This window comes from Micromonospora sp. NPDC006766 (assembly GCF_040636055.1).
In the GTDB taxonomy this organism is placed as follows: Bacteria; Actinomycetota; Actinomycetes; order Mycobacteriales; family Micromonosporaceae; genus Micromonospora.
In genome coordinates, this window is sequence record NZ_JBEYIX010000008.1 from 1 (window position 1) to 19,283 (window position 19,283).

Here is a 19,283-nt window from a genome sequence, read left to right on the forward strand (position 1 = left end):
CCGGCGTCGTCCATGAGACGGTTGAACCGACGGAGCAGAACAGCGTCCCGGTCGGTGCCGGTGAAGGGGCCGGCTTCGTCGTACCGGGGATCCTGGGCCGTGCCGGCGGGTTGCGGGAAAGGGCGGTCTCCCGCGCGCTGGCGGGACGTTGATCGACTCCGTGTGCGGTATGTGGTGGTATTCGGGCTGTCGGAGACCGCCGCTCGCGGAACATGGAGTGGATCATGCGGGCCCGGCTACATGAAGAGTGTCTGCAACCCGAGCCCGGTGACCGCGACGGTGAGCGACAGCAGACCGCCGAGGAGCAGCGGCCGGATCCCCGACCGACGTAGGTCGCCGGTGGAGATGCCCAGACCGATGCCCGCCATCGCCACCGCGAGCGCCACAGTGGCGGCGAGGCCGAGCCCGTCCCGGGCCCGGTCGGGTACCAGCCCCAGAGTGTTCACGGCCGCCGCAAGCAGGAACAGCGGGATGAACGTCGGAACCAGCCGGCTGACCCGCAGCCGGCCGGCCACCCGCTCCTTCCCGGACGGCCCGGCGGCGGGCCGGACCGGCACCCCGCAGCCCCCGGTGTCACCGGCCGGGGCGCGGTGTCGGGCGAGGGCGACCGCCAGCACCAGCGGAATGATCATCAAGGCGCGGACCAGCTTGACCGCGACCGCCTCGTCGCCGGCTGCCCGGCTGTACGCGTACCCGGCGGCGACCACGCTGGACGTGTCGTTGATCGCGGTGCCGGCCCACAGCCCGAAGGACGCCGCGTCCAGCCCGAGCAGGTGCCCGACGGCCGGAAAGATCAGGACCGCGAGCAGGTTGAAGACGAAGATGGTGGACATCGCGTACCCGATGGCCGCCTCGCCGGCCGCGATCACCGGGGCGATCGCTCCGATCGCCGACGCGCCGCAGATCCCGGTGCCGGAGCCGATCAGCAGCCGCAGATCGGCGGGGACGCCCAAAGCCCGACCGGCGAGCGCGGCGACGGCGAAGCAGGCGGCCAGGGTGCCCAGCATCACCGGCAGCGAGCTCACCCCGATACGGACCACGGCGGCGAGGGACAACCCGAGACCGAAGATGACGATGGCCGCCTGGAGTACGTAACGGCCGGCGAAACGAGCACCCGGGTCGATCGCCCAGCGACGGCGACGGGCGAGCGGGCCGGCCAGCATGCCGCCGACGATCGCCAGCACGGGCGCCCCGACCACCGGTACGACGTGCCCGCCCGCAGTGGCCGCGGACGGGGGCCGGGGCGACCATCCGATCGGGTCACCGGCGTAGAATCCGCGGCCAGCGTCGCGGTGCACCCGGCTCGAAGACCGCCGAGGGCACGAAGGCACGGGACAGCATGTGCACCCAACCCACTCACCGGCCGGGCGGCTGACCGCCCTCGGCACCCAGTTGATCGAGATCCACGACTGGCTCCGCGAGGAGCTGGACGGGCTCGCCGTGCTGCTCACGGCCGGGGATCTGCTCGGCCTCGACGTACCGGATGAGGAGACGAATTGATCACGGGAACGATCAACGCGGCGGCGGCCGGCACCTGGCAGCTCGGCGACCGCACCGTCAACCGGATCGGTTTCGGCGCGATGCGGCTGACCGCCAACGCCGACGGCGGCCCGAGCGACCGGGATCGGGCGATCGGCGTGCTGCGCCGGGCGGTCGAGCTGGGCGTCAACCACATCGACACCGCCGCGTTCTACTTCTCGCCGCTGCGCTCGGCCAACGAGCTGATCAACCGGGCGCTGTCGCCGTACCCGGAGGAGCTGGTCATCGTCACGAAGGTCGGGCCGGGTAAGGATCCGTCCGGCGCGTGGCTGCCGATGGCCCGGCCGGACCAGCTGCGCGGCCAGGTCGAGGAGAACCTGCGCCAGCTCGGCCGGGACCACCTCGACGTGGTCAACCTCCGGATGTACGGCCCGGAGCCCCTGGCCGAGCACTTCGGCGCACTCGCCGAGCTGCGCGACGCCGGGCTGATCCGGCACCTGGGCGTCTCCGCCGTGACCGCCGAGCGGGTCGCCGAGGCGCGCACCATCGCCCCGGTGGTCTGCGTACAAAACTCGTACGGCCTCGGCTACCGGCAGCGCAACGACGCGGTGATCCGCGACTGCGCCGCGCACGGCACCGCGTTCGTGCCGTTCTTCTCGCTGGCCACCAGCGGGCGGGAGGCCGGCTCGACCGGCGTCGAACACGACGAGGTACGCGCGATCGCCCGCGAGCACGGCGTGACCCCGGCCCAGGTGCGCCTGGCCTGGACGCTGCACCAGGGCCCGAACGTGCTGGCCATCCCCGGCACCGGCAACCCCGACCACCTCACCCAGAACGTCGCCGCCGCTGCCCTCCGCCTCACCGAATCCGACCTCACCCGCCTCGCCGCCGTGCACCGCCCGGAAGGAGGGGCCCCCTCTTAACGCCTGGCGTTGTACAGGGGCCCCTTGTTAACGGCCCGGCGACGGATTCGCCCGTTGGCAGAATCGGGTGGGGCAGGGTGGCCGCCATGGGCGGGGCGCACCATGCTGGGGCGATGGCGATCTTCTCCGTGCAGGCCCGGCCCACCGATGCGGCGAGCTGGCTCGACCTGGCCCGCCAGGTCGAGGCGGCCGGCTTCGACGCGCTGCTGGCCGCCGACCACCCCGGTCACGGCGCGTCGCCGTTCGTGGCCCTCGCGGCTGCCGCGGCGGTGACGTCGACGCTGGAGCTCGGCTCGTACGTCTCCAACGCCGGTGTCCGCGAGCCGATCCTGCTCGCCACCGACGTGGCCACTCTCGACGTGGTCTCCGGCGGCCGGGCCCGGCTCGGCCTCGGCGCCGGCCACACCCCGGCCGAGTGGCGGGCCGTCGGCCGCGAACGCCCCGACGTCGCCGGCCGGGTCCGCCGCTGCATCGCCGTCGCCGAGGCCCTGCGCGATCTGCTGGCCGGCAAGGAGGTCACCGTGGACACCCCGGAGCTGGCCGCCCACGCCGCCCAACTCGCCGGGTTCCGGCCCGTGCAGGACCGGGTCCCGCTCACCATGGGTACGGGAAACTCGACTCTGCTGCGCTGGGCCGGCGCGCACGCCGACGTGGTGGGCCTGATCGGCTTCGGGCGTACCCTGCCCGACGGCCACCGGCACGAGGCCCGGTGGCGGGCCGACCAGATCGAGGCGCAACTCGACCACGTGGCCGCCGGGGCGGCCGGCCGCGACGCGCCGCCCGCCCTGGAGGCGCTGGTCCAGCAGGTCACCGTCACCGACGACGCCGAGGCCGCCGCCGCGGAGTTCGCCGAGCACGCCGGCCTCACCACCGCCGAGCTGCTCGCCACCCCGTTCGTCCTCATCGGCACCGAGGACGAGATCGTCGCGGCGGTCGCGCAGCATCAGCGCCGCTGGGGTATCACCCGCTTCGTGGTACGCGCTGACGCCGTCGACTCGATCGGCGCCTTGCTGCCCCGGCTGTCGGCCGCCGGGTAAACCCGAACGTCAGTCACCTGCAACGCATGGTGAACGTGGCCTTGACGCCGCACACGGGGCCGGTTCAACCTCAGAGGTAATCGCTGGGGGTGACGCACCGTGCACCTGGACATCGCCGACCGCACGGACCTCGATCACACGGAGGCCCTGGTCACATGGCTGCGGCGACCACATGTCGACCGGGTCACCGTCACCCTGGCCGCGCTGGACGCAACGGAGCGTGAGCGGTCAGCCTTCGCGGTCCGCCGCCTGTTCAACGACTGCGGCTGCACGTGGTCGGCGCTGGCTCTCCTCGGCGCCGGCGGCGTCGCCCTGGCCGCCGGGCGATCGGTCGTCGGCGTCGCGCTCGCTGCGCTCGTGGGGGCCGTCGCCGGCAAGCTGCTCGGCCTGGCCTGGAGCCGGCACCGCCTGCTGGCCCGGCTGCACGCGCTGCGTCTCGTCCCACCCGGCGAAGGAGGGGATCTCCCATGGCACTCGTCTGCACCGAAATCACCGAATGGATCGAGGAGCAGGTCTCCAAGCCTGTCGAGGAGTGGGAGGAACGGCAGGAGAAAAAGTGCAAGAACTACCCCTGGTACGACCCCCGGGGCTGGGTCTGCTGGTTCGTGACCTATGTCGTGAAGGTCATCCGCTGGGTCGTCGTCACGGTCGGCAAGTGGGTCACGCGGACGGTCTGCAAACTCGTCGGCGTCGTCGTCGAGGCGCTGGCGGACCTCGTCGGCGGGCTCTGGGACGTCATCGTCGGGATCTTCACCCTCGACTGGCGGCGGATCGTCGACGGCCTGCTCCGGGCGGTGATCGGCCTGGGGCTGGGCCTCATCCGGGTGGCGCGCATCGTCTTCCTCGGCGACACCATCAAGTTCATCATCGAGGAAATCAACAAGGCACGGCTGCGGGAGTACGTGCGCGGCCTGTTGGGGGCGAAGTACGGCGCGGACCCGGACGCGCTCGCGCAGATCACGGCGGCGCTGCACCTCGACCACGGCGCCTTCGGGCTGCGTCTGGCCGCCACCGCGTACCGGACCTTCCTCGACTCCGAGGTGCGGTCGACGCCGGACGCCACCGCCCCCGACCTGGTGCTCCTGCATGAGCAGGGCGCGATCAACCTGCGGGAGCTGTGCGGGTTCGCGTTCCCGCGCTTCTGGAACCGCCCGCGCTACAAGACCCTGAAGAAGGGGGTGGTCGTGGGCGGCGGTGGCGGCGGCGAGTTCGACAACCCGATCTCCGAGGACGAGCTGAACACGTACCTTTCCTCCCGGGGCGCGGACGGGCCCACGTTCATCGTGCTGCCGATGCGCGACGGCGCCCTGGACACCAAAATCGCCACGGCCAGTGAGAAGGGCCGCGAGCTGGCGCTGATGTTGAGCTTCGCCACGGACCGGGTGCCGGTCACCGCCGGGCCGCACATCGTCCAGATCGGGTACGACCAGGGTGCGGCGCAGGCGCACGCGGCGCTCACCCAGTTCCTGGACACGATCATCGGCCGGCACCGCAAGAGCACCGACGTGGCCGGGGCGATCGCGGATCTGTGTCATCCGGTGATCGTCGGCATCTTCCGCTACACCGACAGCCTGCGGGGGCTGACGAACAACCTGCAGCGCAGCGCCTGCGGGCTGAGCGGCAAGGACAACTCCGGCCTGACGTTCATCGACAACACCCCAGACCAAATCTGGCGGTACGTGCCGATCCACGAGTTGGGCCACTACTTCGGGCTGTGCCACACCGACGGGGCGGACCGGATCATGTTCTCGCCCCGGGAGAGCACCTGGTGGGCCAAGTGGTACCTGATCCCGCGCACGCTGTGGAACGTCTACGCCCAGGGCGAACCATCGTTCACGTACGACGAGGCGAAGGCCGCGTGGGACTACATCGTGGCGAACTTCGGCGCCCAGTGCCTGGGCGCCCGCCCGGTGGTCATCGAGAAAACGGCACCCCAGCCGCGCCGAGGCACCTCACCGATGGGCACCCCGCGGTAAACACCGGCGGCTGGGTGGACGCTCAGGCTGGTGCTCGTGCGGCACCTCGGCCACGCGGGCCTTTTCGCGAGGCGATCGACGGCCAGACCGGCGAGTGACCCATCCCGTACAACGACGCCGGCTTCGTGGCCGAAGATATGAGTATGCGGATCCTCATGGCCGGCGTGTCCGGCTTCCTCGGCACCCGACTGGTCGACCGGTTCACCGGGGACGGGCACCGGGTCACCCGCCTGGTCCGCCACGCGCCGCGTACCCCGGACGAGCGGCAGTGGAACCCGTCGGCCGCGCAGCTCGACCCGGCGGTGGTCGCGGACGCCGACGCGGTGGTCAACCTGGCCGGCGCCGGGGTGGGTGACCGGCGCTGGAACGAGGACTACAAACGTCTGATCCGGTCCAGCCGGATGGACACCACCACGACCCTGGCGATCACCATCGCCGGGCTGCCCGCCGCCGACCGGCCCGCGGTGCTGCTCAACGCCTCCGCGGTCGGCTGGTACGGCAACACCGGCGACCGGGTCGTCGACGAGGACTCCCCGGCGGGCGAGGGCTTCCTGGCCGACGTCTGCCGGGTCTGGGAGGCCGCGACCCGGCCGGCCGAGGACGCCGGCGTACGCGTGGTGCGACTGCGTACCGGGCTGCCGCTGCATCGCGACGGCGGGATGCTCAAGCCGATGCTGCTCCCGTTCCGGCTGGGCATCGCCGGGCGGCTGGGCAGTGGCCGGCAGTGGCTGCCGTGGATCTCGATGCGCGACTGGCTGGACGCGCTGGCCCTCCTGTTGGCCCGCGACGACCTCGCCGGCCCGGTCAACGTGGTCGGCCCCAACCCGGTCACCAACGCCGAGTTCACCAAGGAGCTGGCCCGCCAGCTGCACCGGCCGGCGATCATCCCGATTCCCGCGCCGGCCCTCAAGATCGCCCTCGGTGGCTTCGCCCACGAGGCGCTGACCAGCACCCGGGTGCTCCCCGGCGTACTCGGCAAGGCCGGGTTCACCTGGGCTCACCCCCAGCTCCCGTCCGCCCTGCACGCCGCCCTCACCGAGTGACCGGCGAGGGCGGCGGCGCGGTCAGCAGCCGATGATCCAGTAGTTGGGGCCGGTCTGCTTGAGGGCGGTGGTCTCGTAGGTGTTGTAGAGGCCCATCTTCTGGTTGCTGCCCAACGCGTACACGTAGCCGAGGGAGTGGTACGCCCGGCCGGCGACCACGTGCGCGTAGTTGTTGGTGGTGACGCAGACCGGCGGGGTCGTCGGCGACGGGGACGCGGTCGCCGTCGGGGTCGGGCTGGGCGAGGAGCCGCCGCCGTCGAGGCCGAAGAAGAGCGCGTCCCGGTACGTCGAGCAGATGGTGTCCAGGAAGTACGCGGTCGCGGTGCCGCACTGGTCGATGGCCGCCCCCGGGCGGACCGGCGTGCCGTGGCCCATCCCGGAGACCCGGTAGACCCGGACCTGGTCGTTGCCGTACACCTCGAGGCTGGTGCCGCCGGGCAGCGAGGCGGTGCTGGTCGGGGTCTGCGAGACACCGAGCACGTTGGTCCACTGGTCGCGGGACTCGGTGGCGTTGGCCACCGCCACCGTGTAGTCGCTGGTGCCGTGCCAGACCGCGACCCGGGGCCGGGGGCCGGCGTACCCGGGGTAGGCGTTGCGGACCAGGTCGCCCCACTGCGCCGGGGTCTTGTCCACTCCGGGGCTCATGCAGCTGTAGGCGGTGGTGGTGCTGGTGGCGCAGCGATAGGCGATGCCGGCGATGACCGAGCCGGCGGCGAAGACGTCCGGGTAGGTGGCGAGCATGACCGAGCTCATCGCGCCGCCGGCGGAGAGGCCGCTGACGTACACCCGGCTGGCGTCGGTGCCGTAGTTGGTCTTCGCGTAGTCGACCATCTGCTTGATCGACAGCGCCTCGCCCTGACCGCGCGCGGTGTCCCCGGTCTCGAACCAGTTGAAGCAGGTGCTGGAGTTGTTGGCCGACGACTGCTGCGGCACGATCAGCGCGAATTTCCACAGGTCGGCGTACTTCTGCCAGCCCGAGTTGGCGAAATAACCCGAGGCGTTCTGGGTGCAGCCGTGCAGCAGCACGACGGCCGGCGCCCTGGCCGGCAGGCCGTCCGGGCGGTACGCGTACATGGCGAGGGCGCCCGGGTTGGAGCCGAAGCCGGTGACCTGGGTGAGCGTGGCGGCCTGGGCGGGCAGTGCGGCGGTGAGCACGGCGGCGGCGGCCAGCACAACCCCGGCCGCGGCCCCGGCGAGACGGGTGAGGATGGATGAGGAGCGGCGCACGGCGGCCTCCTGACGGACGAATTGTGAGCCCGGTCACCCGGAATGTGCCGCGACGTTACGTCCGCGCCTCGCCGCCCGACATGGCTTCCATTCACACATTCACCGACGCCGAAGTGTGCCCGACGTCCGGGGGAGCGAAGGTTTCGTGTCTGACCGGCGTGTCCCGGTCTGGTTGGTAACGTCCGCTGCGTGCCGTTCTCCCCGTCCGTGGCCACCGACCCGTCGCCCGCGCCCGTCCCTCGGAACCGGCGCGCCGACCTGGCCGTGGTGCTCGCCGCGGCGGCGCTCGCGGTCTGGGTGACCAGCGGGATGTGGTGGAGCCCGAACACCCGCGCGATCACCGTGAACTCCAGCGACCAGGCGCTCTTCGAGTGGCTGCTGGCGTTCGGCGGCCACGCGGTCACCCACGGCGAGAACCCGTTCTTCACCCACCTGCTCAACGTTCCCGACGGGGTGAACCTCGCGGTCAACACCTCGATCACCGCGTACGCGGTGGCCTTCGCGCCGCTGACGTACCTGATCGGGCCGCCCGCGACGTTCCTGGTGATCCTGACCCTCAACCTCGCCGCCACCGCGGTGGCCTGGTACTGGCTGCTCAGCCGTTACCTGGTGCGCAGCCGGCTGGCCGCCGGGATGGGTGCGCTGTTCATCGGCTACTGCCCGGCGATGGTCTCGCACGCCAACGCCCACCTGAACTGGACCGCCGGCTGGCTGGTGCCGCTGCTGATCTGGGGCGTGTTCCGGCTACGCCGCCCCGGCCGGACGGTGAGCCGCGGGATCGTGCTCGGCCTGCTGGTGGCGGTCGCCTTCTCGATCGCCGCCGAGGGGCTCTTCTTCACCACCCTGGCCGTCGCCCTCTTCCTGGTGGTGTGGGCGGTGCACCCGAGCCGGTGGGCAGAGGTACGCGCCGGGCTGCCCAGCTTCGTCGGCGGGCTGGCGGTGACCGCACTGGTGGCCGGGGTGCTGCTGGCGTACCCGCTGTGGCTGCACTTCGCCGGGCCGCAGCGCTTCCACGGCACCGGCTTCGACCCGCTCATCCACTCCGAGGACATCGCCGCGTACGGGTCGTACCCGAGTCGGTCCCTCGCCGGCTGGGCCGGGCTGAACACCTCGCTGGCACCCAACCCGACCGAGGAGAATTCCTTCTTCGGCATCCCCCTGCTGCTGTTCGCCGTGGCCTGCTTCGGGCTGCTCTGGTGGCGCGCCGAGCGGACGTTCCGGGCCACCCTCCACGCGCTCGGCGTGACCGCGGTGATCTTCGCGGTGCTCTCCTGGGGGCCGAGGGCCCGGTGGAACGGCCGTCGGACCGATCAACTCCTGCCGTTCGGGATGCTGGACAACCTGCCGGTGATCAACGCGGCGCTGCCCTCCCGGCTGGCCCTCGTCGTCGCACCGGTGATCGGGCTGCTGCTGGCGTACACCGTCGACCGGCTCCGCGCCCGGCCGCCCCGGCACCGGGTCACCACGGCGGCCTGGGCGCTCGGCTTCACCGCCGCGCTGCTGCCGCTGCTGCCCATCCCGCTGCTGACCATCGCGCGGGAACCGATCCCGCAATTCATCACCAGCGGCCACTGGCGGCAGTACGTCTCCCCCGGCGGGGTGCTCACCCCGCTGCCGCTGACCGTCGACGTCACGCCCGACGGGCAGCGCTGGCAGGCGTACGCCCTGGCCCACCGGCAGGGCGAGTTCCCGATCCCGGCCGGGTTCTTCCTCGGCCCGGGCGGGCCGGAGGGCCGGGGCCGGATCGGGCCGGTGCCGCGTACCTTCGACTCGCTGATGGACCAGGCCGGGCGGACCGGGCTGCCGCCGATCGTCACCGAGGGCAGCATCCGGGAATCCCTGGCGGACCTGCACCACTGGCGGGTCGAGATCGTGATCCTGGCCGACCGGGTACACGGCGCCAAATATCACGTCGACGAGGACGCCGTACGCCGCACCGCCACCGCCCTGCTCGGCGAGCCCGAGCGGGTGGACGACGTCTGGCTGTGGCGGGTCCCGCCGGCCTGACGCGACGAGGCTCACGGCGCGCACCGGCAGGTGACGGGACTAGGCTGGGCGGGTGAGCGTGACGACTTCCGGGCTGACCGCCGTCCGTGCCGGTGTGCTCGACTACCAGGCCGCCTGGGCCGAGCAGCGCCGGCTGCACGAGGCCGTGGTGGCCGGCGAGCAGGGCGACACCGTGCTGCTGCTGGAGCACCCCAGCGTCTACACCGCCGGCAAGCGGACCGAGCCGTGGGACCGCCCGATGGACGGCACCCCGGTCATCGACGTGGACCGCGGCGGGAAGATCACCTGGCACGGGCCGGGGCAGCTCGTCGGCTACCCGATCGTCAAGCTGCCCGACCCGGTGGACGTGGTCGCGTACGTCCGGCGCACCGAGCAGCTGCTGATCGACGTCTGCGCCGAGTTCGGGCTGACCGCCGGCCGGGTCGAGGGGCGCAGCGGCGTCTGGGTGCCGGAAGACGACCGGGGGCCGGCCCGCAAGGTCGCCGCCATCGGCATCCGGGTGGCCCGGGGCGTCACCCTGCACGGCTTCTCGATCAACTGCGACTGCGACCTGACGTATTTCGATCGGATCGTGCCGTGCGGCATCCGGGACGCCGGCACCACCTCGCTCACCGCCGAGCTGGGCCGCCCGGTCACCGTCGCCGACGTGCTCACGGTGGTCGAGCGCCACCTGCCGACCCTGACCCGGGTCGAAGGCTGACGGGTGCGGATCGACCTGGTCACCCTCGTCGTCGCCGAGTACGACCCGGCGATCACGTTCTTCACCAAGGTGCTCGCGCCGGCGGCCCTGAGGTGCCGGCGGGTCACCGACTCGGCTCCTGTCCGCCGCCGGTGAGCCTGCTTCGCACCCACTGTTCGCAGAGCACGATCGCGCCGCCGATGACGGCGCCGATCACCGTCTCCACCCCCCGGTCGAAGAGGAGCAGTCCGGCCGGGCGGGGTGCCACGAGCTGCCCCATCAGCAGCGCCATCGGGGTGATGAACAGCAGCGCCAGCCCGTAATTGCGCCCCACCAGGAGCTCGGTGACGATCTGCAGCCCCGCCACGACGAGCACGGTCTCGTACGGCGACAGGTGCGGTGCCAGCAGCAGCGCGCTGGTGAGCAACCCGATCAGCGTGCCGAGGATCCGGTGCGCGGCGCGGACGAGCTGGGCCGTGACGCCCTCGGCGCTCAGCGGGGCGACCGCCGCCACCATCGCCCAGTACGGGTGGCCGATCCCCACGGCGGTCGCCGTACCGCCGGCCAGCACCACGGCGAGGGCGTAGCGCACCGGCTCCCACGTCCACACGTGCGCGAGCCGGACCGGCCGGCTCCGCTGCCGCTGCCGCTGCCGCTGCCGCTGCCGCAGGATGCTGCCCACGCTTCCGACCAGCAGCGCGAACAGGCTGCTGAGCCCGGCCACGGCTGCGGCGACCGCGACGTCCGAGAGCGGGTGCGGGGCCGAGGCGACCGCACCGAACGCGAAGATGAGGAACAGCGGCCCCGGCGGGTGCCAGTCCTGCACGGCACCGAGCACCGTGCCCAGCGCCGTGATGGCCACGGCGACCGGCACCGCGACCCACGCCCGCGCCGGGAGCGAGCCGACCAGCACCCCGAGGACGATCGACACGGTGAGCGCCGCCCCGGCGCTCACCTGCATCGCCGCCCGGGACAGGTGCACGTGGTTGCGCCCGTAGAGCGAGGTGAACGCCCCGAAGACCGCGTACACGGACCAGTCGGGGTGGCCCACCGCGAGCACCGCGAGCAGCGGGGCCAACACGCTGATCCCGGCCCGCAGGGCGACCCGGTGGGCGCCCCGCCCCGGGCGGACGTGCAGCACGGCCCTCAGCGCCGCCCGCACCTGCTCAACCATCCCGCTCCCCACTCCCGGCCGGTGGCCCGCCGACCGCCCTCGCCGCCGGTCAGCGAGGAGGGGTACCCGGAGATCAGGGCGTGATCACTCCTGGCCCGGGCTCGCTTCCCCAACCGCCCGCTCTTCCTGGCGGCCACGCTATTGAGCGGTCGCTCAACTTTCGATACTCTTCATTTTGAGCGACCGCTCAAGAACGGGGGTCGGCGATGGCGGTCATCTACGTGGAGACGCTGATCGACGCGCCGGTGGAGCGGGTCTGGCGGACGACCCAGGATCCCGGGACGCACCGCCGGTGGGATCTCCGGTTCGGCCGGATAGACCCGGTCCCGGGCAGCTCACCTGCCCGGTTCCGGTACGAAACGATCATGCTGCCGGGCGTACGGGTCGGCGGGTACGGGGTGCACGCGGGCGAACGCGGTCGTCCGGACGGCACCCGAACCTCGGCCCTGCGCTTCGGCTCCGATGATCCACGCTCACTTATCGCCGCCGGCTCGGGCTACTGGCGTTACGTGCCGGGCCCGGGCGGCGTGCGGTTCCTGACCGGCTACGCGTACACCACACGCTGGGGGCGGGTGGGGCGCCTGGTCGACCGGCCTTTCGGCCGGGCGTTCGGCTGGGCGACCGCGTGGTCGTTCGATCGGCTGCGGCTCTGGCTCGAGCGAGGCGTACCCCCGGAACGGGCCCGGGCCAACGCGGTGCGCGAGGTGGCGCTGCGGGCCCTCGGAGTGACGGCCGTCGGGATGCTCGCCGCCACGGCCGGCCCGGCCGCCGCAGCTCTCGCGGCTCTCGCGGGGTCGGCGGTCGCCCTGGCGCTGCCACCCCACCCGCACACCCCCGCCGCCCGCCGTTGCCGGCGCCGGCCACCCGACCGACTCGCCGCCCGCCCGCCTTCCCTGCTGGAGGGGCTGTGACCTCCGTTTTTCAGCGTGCCCTGGGCGCGGACTTCGACCGACTGCACCCTGCGCTGCGCCGCCGCTTCGGCGTCGACGGCGACAACGACCTGGGCTGCGTGGGTACCGGCGTGATGGACCGGATCTGGCGAGGGCCCCTCTTCACCGCGCCGTTCCTACGGCTGGGCACCCTGCGGCACGTCCTCTTCCCGGAAACCGGCGTCGACATACCGTTCACCATCGAGAACTGGGCCTACACCGACACGTACGGCCGGCCCACGCTCACGTTCGTCCGCACCTTCGATGTCGCGGCGCACCGCCGCCGGCGCTTCGACGCCACCATGGTCTGGAGCCCGCGACGCCGGGTGCTGATCGACTACCTCGGCACCCACCAACACCTCGCGGTCGAGCTGCACCTCGGCGTCGACGCCGCCGGCGGGCTGACCATCCGCAGCGGGGCTCAGCGCTTCCGTGGCGGGGTGCCCTGCCCGGGGGAGCTTTCCGGGGAGGCCAACCTGCGCGAGTGGTACGACGACCGGGCCGGGCGGTTCCGGATCGAGGTTTCGGTGACCAACCCCCGCTTCGGGCCGATATTCGGGTACTCGGGCAGTTTCACCGTCGGCTACGTCCCGTCGGGCGAGGCACCCGTGCCGGCCGCGGTACGACCGTTGCGAGAGAATCCCGGCGACTGAGACCCGAGAGGACCAGATGGCCGGCACCCGCCAGAAACTCATCGACGGCGCGCTCGCGGCAATCCGCGTCCACGGCATCGCCGGCGTCTCCGCCCGCACCGTCGCGGCGGCCGCGGGTGTCAACCAGGCACTGGTCTTCTACCACTTCGGTACGGTCGACGACCTGCTCGCCGAGGCCTGCCGCAGCGCCACCGAGGCCCGGGTGGCGGCGTACCGGGAACGCTTTGCCGAGGTCCGGTCGCTGCGTGAGCTGCTCGATCTGGGCCGGGCGTTGCACGAGCAGGAGCGGGTCCAGGGGAACGTGGCGGTGCTCGCCCAACTGCTCGCCGGAGCGCAGACCGATCCGCGGCTCGCGGAGTCCACGGCTGCGGCGCTCGGGCTCTGGACCGCCGAGATCGAGGCCGTGCTGCGGCGCCTGCTGCGCGACTCGCCGGCCGCCCCGGTCGCCGATCCGGCCGGGCTGGCTCGGGCGATCTCCGCTGCCTTTGTCGGCTTGGAGCTGTTCGAGGGGGTCGACGCGGCCGGGGCGCACGCGGCGCTGAACGCCCTGGACCGGCTGGCGGTGCTCGTCGAGGTCCTCGATGACCTCGGTCCGCTGGCCCGCCGCACCCTCCGCGCCAAACTGCGCCCCCACACCTGACAGCACCCGCAACACCCGCCCCCGGAGCTCTGTAGCCGGCAGGAGCGGACCCGAACGGCTCACGGGGTGAGGCGGTGCAGGTCGCGGGGGAAGGCAGTCACCTCCCGGACGTTGGCCGCGCCGGTGAGCCGGGCGACGAAGCGTTCCAGCCCGATGGCGAAGCCCCCGTGCGGCGGCATGCCGTGCCGGAACGCGTCGACGTAGCCGGCGTACGGCTCGACCGGCTCACCGCGTGCGGCCAGGGCGGCCAGGTAATCCTCGTACCGGTGCAGCCGTTGCCCGCCGGTGACCAGTTCCATGCCGCGGAACAGCAGGTCAAAACCGTTGGAGTACGCCGGCCGGGCCGGGTCCGGGTGGGTGTAGAAGGGCCGTTTGGCCATCGGGTACCCGGTGACGAAAAGGAAGTCGCTGCCGTGCTCGACGCGGGCCCACTCGCCCAGCGCCCGCTCGTGCGCGGGCGCGAGGTCGGGCTCGTCGGCGGGCGCCCCGGCGATCGCCAGCGCCTCGGTGAAGTGCACGGCCGGAATCTCGGCGGGCACCTCGGGCACGGTCACCCCGAGCGTGGCGAGAGCGCCGCCGGCCCGTTCGGCCACCGCCTCCAGCATCCCGGCGAGGGTGTCCCGCAGCACGGCCATCACCTCCCCGTGGTCGGCGATGAAGCCCAGCTCCACGTCGAGCGAGGTGTACTGGGCCAGGTGCCGGACCGTGTCGTGCGGCTCGGCCCGGAACACCGGCCCCACCTCGTACACCCGCTCGAAGACGCCGACCATCAGTTGCTTGTAGAACTGCGGCGACTGGGCCAGGTAGGCGGGCCGGCCGAACCAGTCCAGCGCGAAGACGTTCGCCCCGCTCTCGGTGGAGGAGGCGACCACCTTCGGGGTGTGAATCTCCATGAAGCCGCGGACGTCCAGGGCGGCCCGGAAGCCGGCCACCGACGCCGCCGAGATCCGCAGCGCGGCCGAGCGGGTCGGGTGGCGCAGCGCGGTCGGGGCGTGGTCGAGCTGGGTGGGCAGGGTGGCGGTGAGCTCCGGCCGGTACAGGTCGAACGGCGGCGGCACGGCGGGCGAGCCGAGCAGACGTACGGTCGGCTCGGTGAGCTCAACCCCGGCGGGGGCCGTGTCGTTCGCGACCACTCTGGCCGTGACCTCGACGACGGACTCCTCGGTGAGCTTCTCCATGGCGGCCCGCACGGCCGGGTCGGTGACCACCACCTGGGCCAGGCCGGCGGCGTCCCGGACGATCAGGAAGGCCACCGACTTGAGCAGGCGGCGGCGGTGCACCCAGCCGGCGATCCGCACGGGTTCGCCGACATGGTGGCTGAGCTGGGAGGACAGGATGCGCTGCATGGTGTTACCTCCTCGATCAAATCGCAACGCGATCCCCGGGAGGTGTGGGCGAGCGGGATCCTCGCGGTGCCACCACACCTTCGCCCCCGCCGGAGCGGGAGCCTCGTTCGTCGCCCGTGACGGGGGCCAGCCGGCGGGCTCTACTGGGCGCGTACGCCGTTCTTCCCGCAGCTCGGGAGGGTCTTCGCGCACCGGCGCCAGACCGCCTTCCAGCAACCGGCGGCTCTCTGCGCTGGCGGATCGACGCGCTACTCGGCTCCGTCGCAGCTTTGCCGGGGAGCCTAACAGCCCGTTCCGGGCGTGTGGGCGCCCTTTCTTCGCCGCTGGTGTCCGTTGTCACAGCGTCTGGGGCGTGACGGCGGTCGCCCGACGTTCATCGACCCCCACCGTCCGGCGTAGGCTCGGATTCGTGACGATCGAGCACTCCACGTCGACGACCCCGCAGGCCAGCCGCACCACCGCCGTGGCGGCACCCGAGGGGCGGCGGCTGCTGCGGATCGAGGCGCGCAACGCCGAGACGCCGATCGAACGCAAGCCACCATGGATCAAGGTCAAGGCCAAGATGGGGCCGGAGTACACCCAGCTGCGCGGGCTGGTCTCGCGCGAGGGGCTGCACACCGTCTGCCAGGAGGCCGGCTGCCCCAACATCTACGAATGCTGGGAAGACCGGGAGGCGACCTTCCTCATCGGCGGTGACCAGTGCACCCGGCGCTGTGACTTCTGCCAGATCGACACCGGCAAGCCCGCCGAGTTCGACGCCGACGAGCCGCGCCGGGTCGCCGAGTCGGTCGCCGCGATGGGCCTGCGCTACGCCACCATCACGGGCGTCGCCCGCGACGACCTGCCCGACGGCGGCGCCTGGCTCTACGCCGAGACGGTCCGGCAGATCCACTCCCTTCAGTCCGGCTGCGGCGTCGAGCTGCTGATCCCCGACTTCAACGCGGTGCCGGAGCAGCTCGCCGAGGTGTTCGGCGCCCGTCCCGAGGTGCTGGCGCACAACGTGGAGACCGTGCCGCGGATCTTCAAGCGGATCCGCCCGGCGTTCCGTTACGAGCGTTCCCTCGACGTGATCCGTCAGGCCCGCGCCGCCGGCCTGGTCACCAAGAGCAACCTGATCCTCGGCATGGGCGAGGAGCGGGCCGAGGTCTCCCAGGCGCTGCGCGACCTGCACGAGGCCGGCTGCGAGCTGATCACCATCACGCAATACCTTCGCCCCTCCCCCCGGCACCACCCGGTGACCCGCTGGGTCAAGCCGGAGGAGTTCGTCGAGTTGCGCGAGGAGGCCGAGGAGATCGGCTTCGCCGGCGTGATGAGCGGCCCGCTGGTCCGCTCGTCGTATCGGGCCGGGCGGCTCTACCGGCAGGCGCTGGAGGCCCGGGGCGGCGTCCCCGCCACCGCCTGAGTCAGCGCCACCCGCCGGCCGTGATCGGCGTCTGATCACGGCCGGCCCGACCAGCACCGTTACACCCTCCGTCAGGGCCCGTTACACCCTCGGTGAGAGCCTGTGCCGGTTGGGGTGCGTTTGCGGTGAGCCGGGCGCGGCGGCGAGCGCCGCTGCCCACGGTGCTGACCACGCTGGCCCTGCTGGCCGGGGTCGGATATCGGCTGTGGCTGCTGCGCTACGACGTGCCGCCGACCAACAGCGACGAAGCCACCATGGGGCTGGCCGCGCTGCACATCGCGCAGGGGCGGCACCTGCCGATCTGGTTCTACGGCCAGTCGTACATGGGGACGCTGGAGGCTTATCTGGCCGCCCCGTTGATCTCCGTGGCCGGGCCGTCGCTGCTCGCGCTGCGGCTGCCCACCCTCGCGCTGTACGCGCTGTTCCTCGCCCTGTCCTGGCGGCTCACCCGCCGGCTCGGCGGAGATCCCTGGTACGCCCTGGTAGTCGTCGGCTTTCTCGCGCTCGGCTCGGACCGGGTCGTGAAGAACCAGCTCATCGCCGGGGGCGGCTATCCCGAGCTGGCCCCGGCCGGGGTGGCGCTCGCCCTGCTCACGGTCGGGCTGTGCGTCGGCGGGTCCGGGGCCCGACCGCTCCGCTGGGCGGCCTGGGGGCTGATCGCCGGGCTGATGCTCTGGGTCGACCCGCTGCTGCTGCCGTACCTGTTGGGGACCGGCGCGGTGCTGGTGGCCCGGCGGCGGCGGGACCTGGCCGGGCCGGCGGGCGTGATCCTCCCGGTCGCCCTGCTGCTCGGCGCGGCGCCGATGCTGCTCGACAGCCTCCGACACGGCCACAACCCGCTCGCCGCGGTCCTGACCGCCAGCGGCGCGGACGCGGCGGCGAGCTGGGGCGACCGGGTGTACGGCGGCCTGGTGCTCGGGCCGCCGCTCGGCATGGGCTTCTGCTCACCGAGCCACTGTGCCGCCTGGCAGCTCTGGTGGTCTCTCGTGTTCCCAATCCTGCTGCTCCTCGCCGCGCTGTCCGCCTGGCGCACCCTCCGCACGCCGACGCCCGACCGCGCCCCCGCACCACCGCACCCGGCACCGCGGTCATCGGCGATCGCCCCCGCAGATCTTGGAGAGTTGCCGTTCGCACCGAACGGCAACTCTCCAAGATCTCAGCACGCCGGCGGGGACGAGCGGCGGGTGTCGGCGGCGGTGCGGTTGGCGCTGCTGGCCGGGGCGGCGGCGGTGCTGGCGGCGTACACGGTGAGCAGCGCGGCCGGGCAGACGCCGGTGGAGAGCGCCCGTTACCTGTCCTGCCTGGCGGTGGCCACGCCCGCCCTGCTCTGGCCGCTGTGGCAGGCCGCGCGGCGGGCCTTACCGCGCGGGGACCGGCGGCCGGTGACAGCGGCGCGCGGGGACCGGCGGCCGGTGACGGCGGCGCGCAGCGGTGCGACGACGGTCGGCAGCGCTCGGCCGGGCGGGGTGGCGGCGGTCGCCGTCCTCTCCGCCACGTTCGGCACGGCGGCGGTGGCGACCGGCGCCACGATCCGCACCGCGCCGGCCGTGCACGCCGAGGCCGAACGACACCGGGCGCTCGTCCACACCCTCGACGGGCTGGGCGTACGGCACGTGCACGGCGCCTACTGGACCTGCAACCGGCTCACCTTCGCCACCCGGGAGCAGGTGGTCTGCGCGGTGGTGGACGACGCGTTGCGCCCCGGTTTCGACCGCTTGCCGGCCTACCGGCACGCCGTGGCGGCCGACCCGGACGCGGCCTGGATCGCGCGGGACGGGTCGCGGTTGGCCACCCGGCTCGATCGGCGGCTCGGCCCCGGCCCGGGTGACTTCGACGTGGTCGCCGTCGCGGGCTGGCGGATCTACCTCCCCCGCACCTGAGCAGTCCGCGCTGGTCGAGCAGGCGGGCGGCGCGCAGCGGTTCGGCGTCCGGGTCCACCTCGGCCAGCGCGGCCCGGGTGAGGGTCAACGCCCGGTTGTAGTCGCCGGCCGTGGTGGCTGCGGCCAGGGTCTCCTCCAGCACCCGCAGGTGGTCCATACCCAGCCGGTCGGCGGCGTCGGGCACCAGCTCCCACAGCTCGAGGACCCGCTCCAGCAGCCGGCTCTGCTCGGCGTACGCGTACCGGTCGGCGGCGGCGCAGGCGGCCACCCGGGCGGCGATCAGGGCGCGCGGGTGGTCGTGCGCCGCGTACCAGTGGTGGGCGATCTCGGCCGGGGCGCGACCGGCGGCCACCAGGTGCGGCTGCGCCTCGATCGCGGCGGCGTACCGGGCGTGCAGCCGGGCGTGTTCGCCGGGCAGCAGCTCGTCGTGGACGGCCTCGCGGACCAGCGCGTGCCGGAACTCGTAGTCGCCGTCCGGGTCGGCCACCACCAGCTGGCCGGCCACGGCGGCGCGCAGCGCGTCCTCCAGCTCGTGCTCGGGCAGACCGGCGACCTCGGCGAGCAGTTGGTGGGCGAAGCGGGTGCCGCCGGCGGCGGCGATCCGCAGCACCCGCTGGGCCGGCTCGGGCAGCCGGTCCACCCGGGCCAGCAGCAGGTCGCGCAGGGTCTCCGGCAGGGCTACGCAGCCCACCGGGTCGCCGGCGGCGGCCAGTTCCTCGATGAAGAACGGGTTGCCCTGGGTACGGCGGTGCACGTCGTCGACGGCCCGGACGGCCAGCTCGGCGCCGAGCAGATCGGCGAGGACGGCGGCGGTGCCGTCCCGGTCCAGCCGGCCCAGCTCGATCCGGTCCACCCCGCGCGCCCGGTCCAACTCGGCGAGGAAGGGGC

18 protein-coding genes are annotated in these 19,283 nt (G+C 73.0%); 13 read left to right on the plus strand and 5 right to left on the minus strand.

What is annotated here, in order from left to right:
* Window positions 1-236: 236 nt before the first annotated feature.
* Entirely contained in the window at window positions 237-1,199 is a 963-nt protein-coding gene (locus ABZ671_RS11105) for a putative sulfate exporter family transporter (RefSeq protein ID WP_357854889.1), read from the minus strand.
* A gap of 142 nt (window positions 1,200-1,341) precedes the next feature.
* Here ABZ671_RS11105 and ABZ671_RS11110 point away from each other — a divergent pair, with 142 nt between their 5' ends.
* The 3 genes from ABZ671_RS11110 (at window position 1,342) to ABZ671_RS11120 (ending at window position 3,439) form a co-directional block, all read left to right on the plus strand.
* Window positions 1,342-1,500 (plus strand): hypothetical protein, encoded by a 159-nt coding sequence (locus ABZ671_RS11110; protein ID WP_357854892.1) that lies wholly within the window; start codon window positions 1,342-1,344, stop codon window positions 1,498-1,500.
* Entirely contained in the window at window positions 1,497-2,402 is a 906-nt protein-coding gene (locus tag ABZ671_RS11115; protein ID WP_357854895.1) for an oxidoreductase, read from the plus strand. The genes ABZ671_RS11110 and ABZ671_RS11115 overlap by 4 nt, the downstream gene beginning before the upstream one ends.
* A 113-nt stretch (window positions 2,403-2,515) precedes the next feature.
* Entirely contained in the window at window positions 2,516-3,439 is a 924-nt protein-coding gene (locus ABZ671_RS11120; RefSeq protein WP_357854897.1) for an LLM class flavin-dependent oxidoreductase, read from the plus strand.
* Window positions 3,440-3,667: 228 nt separating this feature from the next.
* Here ABZ671_RS11120 and ABZ671_RS11125 read toward each other — a convergent pair whose 3' ends face one another.
* The gene (locus tag ABZ671_RS11125; protein WP_357854900.1) at window positions 3,668-3,913 is read right to left on the minus strand and encodes a hypothetical protein; all 246 of its coding nucleotides are present in this window, start codon (window positions 3,911-3,913) and stop codon (window positions 3,668-3,670) included.
* Here ABZ671_RS11125 and ABZ671_RS11130 point away from each other — a divergent pair.
* Both ABZ671_RS11130 and ABZ671_RS11135 read left to right on the plus strand, forming a co-directional pair.
* Window positions 3,907-5,415: a hypothetical protein gene (locus ABZ671_RS11130; protein WP_357854903.1), complete on the plus strand. Its 1,509-nt coding sequence runs from the start codon at window positions 3,907-3,909 to the stop codon at window positions 5,413-5,415. The genes ABZ671_RS11125 and ABZ671_RS11130 overlap by 7 nt on opposite strands.
* A gap of 143 nt (window positions 5,416-5,558) precedes the next feature.
* A complete protein-coding gene (locus ABZ671_RS11135) occupies window positions 5,559-6,458 on the plus strand; it encodes a TIGR01777 family oxidoreductase (protein WP_357854906.1) in 900 nt (299 codons plus the stop codon).
* Between the two features lie 21 nt (window positions 6,459-6,479).
* Here ABZ671_RS11135 and ABZ671_RS11140 read toward each other — a convergent pair whose 3' ends face one another.
* The gene (locus tag ABZ671_RS11140) at window positions 6,480-7,685 is read right to left on the minus strand and encodes a PHB depolymerase family esterase (RefSeq protein WP_357854909.1); all 1,206 of its coding nucleotides are present in this window, start codon (window positions 7,683-7,685) and stop codon (window positions 6,480-6,482) included.
* A 189-nt stretch (window positions 7,686-7,874) separates the two neighbouring features.
* Here ABZ671_RS11140 and ABZ671_RS11145 point away from each other — a divergent pair, with 189 nt between their 5' ends.
* Genes ABZ671_RS11145 through ABZ671_RS11155 form a run of 3 tightly spaced genes read left to right on the plus strand, consistent with a single transcriptional unit; the run spans window position 7,875 to window position 10,527 of the window.
* On the plus strand, window positions 7,875-9,692 hold the full coding sequence (locus ABZ671_RS11145) for a DUF2079 domain-containing protein (RefSeq protein ID WP_357854913.1): 1,818 nt from the start codon (window positions 7,875-7,877) through the stop codon (window positions 9,690-9,692).
* 52 nt (window positions 9,693-9,744) lie between these two features.
* Window positions 9,745-10,392 (plus strand): lipoyl(octanoyl) transferase LipB, encoded by a 648-nt coding sequence (gene lipB, locus ABZ671_RS11150; RefSeq protein ID WP_357854916.1) that lies wholly within the window; start codon window positions 9,745-9,747, stop codon window positions 10,390-10,392.
* A gap of 3 nt (window positions 10,393-10,395) precedes the next feature.
* Window positions 10,396-10,527 carry a hypothetical protein gene (locus ABZ671_RS11155; protein WP_357854919.1) on the plus strand — a complete coding sequence of 44 codons (132 nt, stop codon included), beginning with the start codon at window positions 10,396-10,398 and terminating at the stop codon, window positions 10,525-10,527.
* Here ABZ671_RS11155 and ABZ671_RS11160 read toward each other — a convergent pair.
* The gene (locus ABZ671_RS11160; RefSeq protein ID WP_357854922.1) at window positions 10,496-11,545 is read right to left on the minus strand and encodes an FUSC family protein; all 1,050 of its coding nucleotides are present in this window, start codon (window positions 11,543-11,545) and stop codon (window positions 10,496-10,498) included. The two genes, ABZ671_RS11155 and ABZ671_RS11160, sit on opposite strands and share 32 nt — an antisense overlap.
* A gap of 206 nt (window positions 11,546-11,751) precedes the next feature.
* Here ABZ671_RS11160 and ABZ671_RS11165 point away from each other — a divergent pair, with 206 nt between their 5' ends.
* From ABZ671_RS11165 to ABZ671_RS11175, 3 genes are read left to right on the plus strand one after another with little or no spacing between them, the layout of a single operon-like run.
* The gene (locus tag ABZ671_RS11165; RefSeq protein WP_357854924.1) at window positions 11,752-12,456 is read left to right on the plus strand and encodes a hypothetical protein; all 705 of its coding nucleotides are present in this window, start codon (window positions 11,752-11,754) and stop codon (window positions 12,454-12,456) included.
* Window positions 12,453-13,127, plus strand: a complete 675-nt coding sequence (locus ABZ671_RS11170) for a DUF4166 domain-containing protein (protein WP_357854927.1) — start codon at window positions 12,453-12,455, stop codon at window positions 13,125-13,127. Before ABZ671_RS11165 ends, ABZ671_RS11170 begins: the two co-directional genes overlap by 4 nt.
* 16 nt (window positions 13,128-13,143) lie before the next feature.
* Complete coding sequence (locus ABZ671_RS11175; RefSeq protein ID WP_357854930.1) at window positions 13,144-13,767, plus strand: TetR family transcriptional regulator; 624 nt, start codon at window positions 13,144-13,146, stop codon at window positions 13,765-13,767.
* Between the two features lie 59 nt (window positions 13,768-13,826).
* On the opposite strand, the gene aspS is transcribed toward ABZ671_RS11175, so the two are convergent.
* Window positions 13,827-15,113 (minus strand): aspartate--tRNA(Asn) ligase, encoded by a 1,287-nt coding sequence (gene aspS / locus ABZ671_RS11180; RefSeq protein WP_357854933.1) that lies wholly within the window; start codon window positions 15,111-15,113, stop codon window positions 13,827-13,829.
* A 352-nt stretch (window positions 15,114-15,465) separates the two neighbouring features.
* Here aspS and lipA point away from each other — a divergent pair, with 352 nt between their 5' ends.
* Both lipA and ABZ671_RS11190 read left to right on the plus strand, forming a co-directional pair.
* A complete protein-coding gene (gene lipA, locus ABZ671_RS11185; RefSeq protein WP_357854935.1) occupies window positions 15,466-16,515 on the plus strand; it encodes a lipoyl synthase in 1,050 nt (349 codons plus the stop codon).
* 125 nt (window positions 16,516-16,640) lie between these two features.
* On the plus strand, window positions 16,641-18,395 hold the full coding sequence (locus ABZ671_RS11190; RefSeq protein WP_357854938.1) for a DUF423 domain-containing protein: 1,755 nt from the start codon (window positions 16,641-16,643) through the stop codon (window positions 18,393-18,395).
* Window positions 18,396-19,283: the final 888 nt, after the last annotated feature.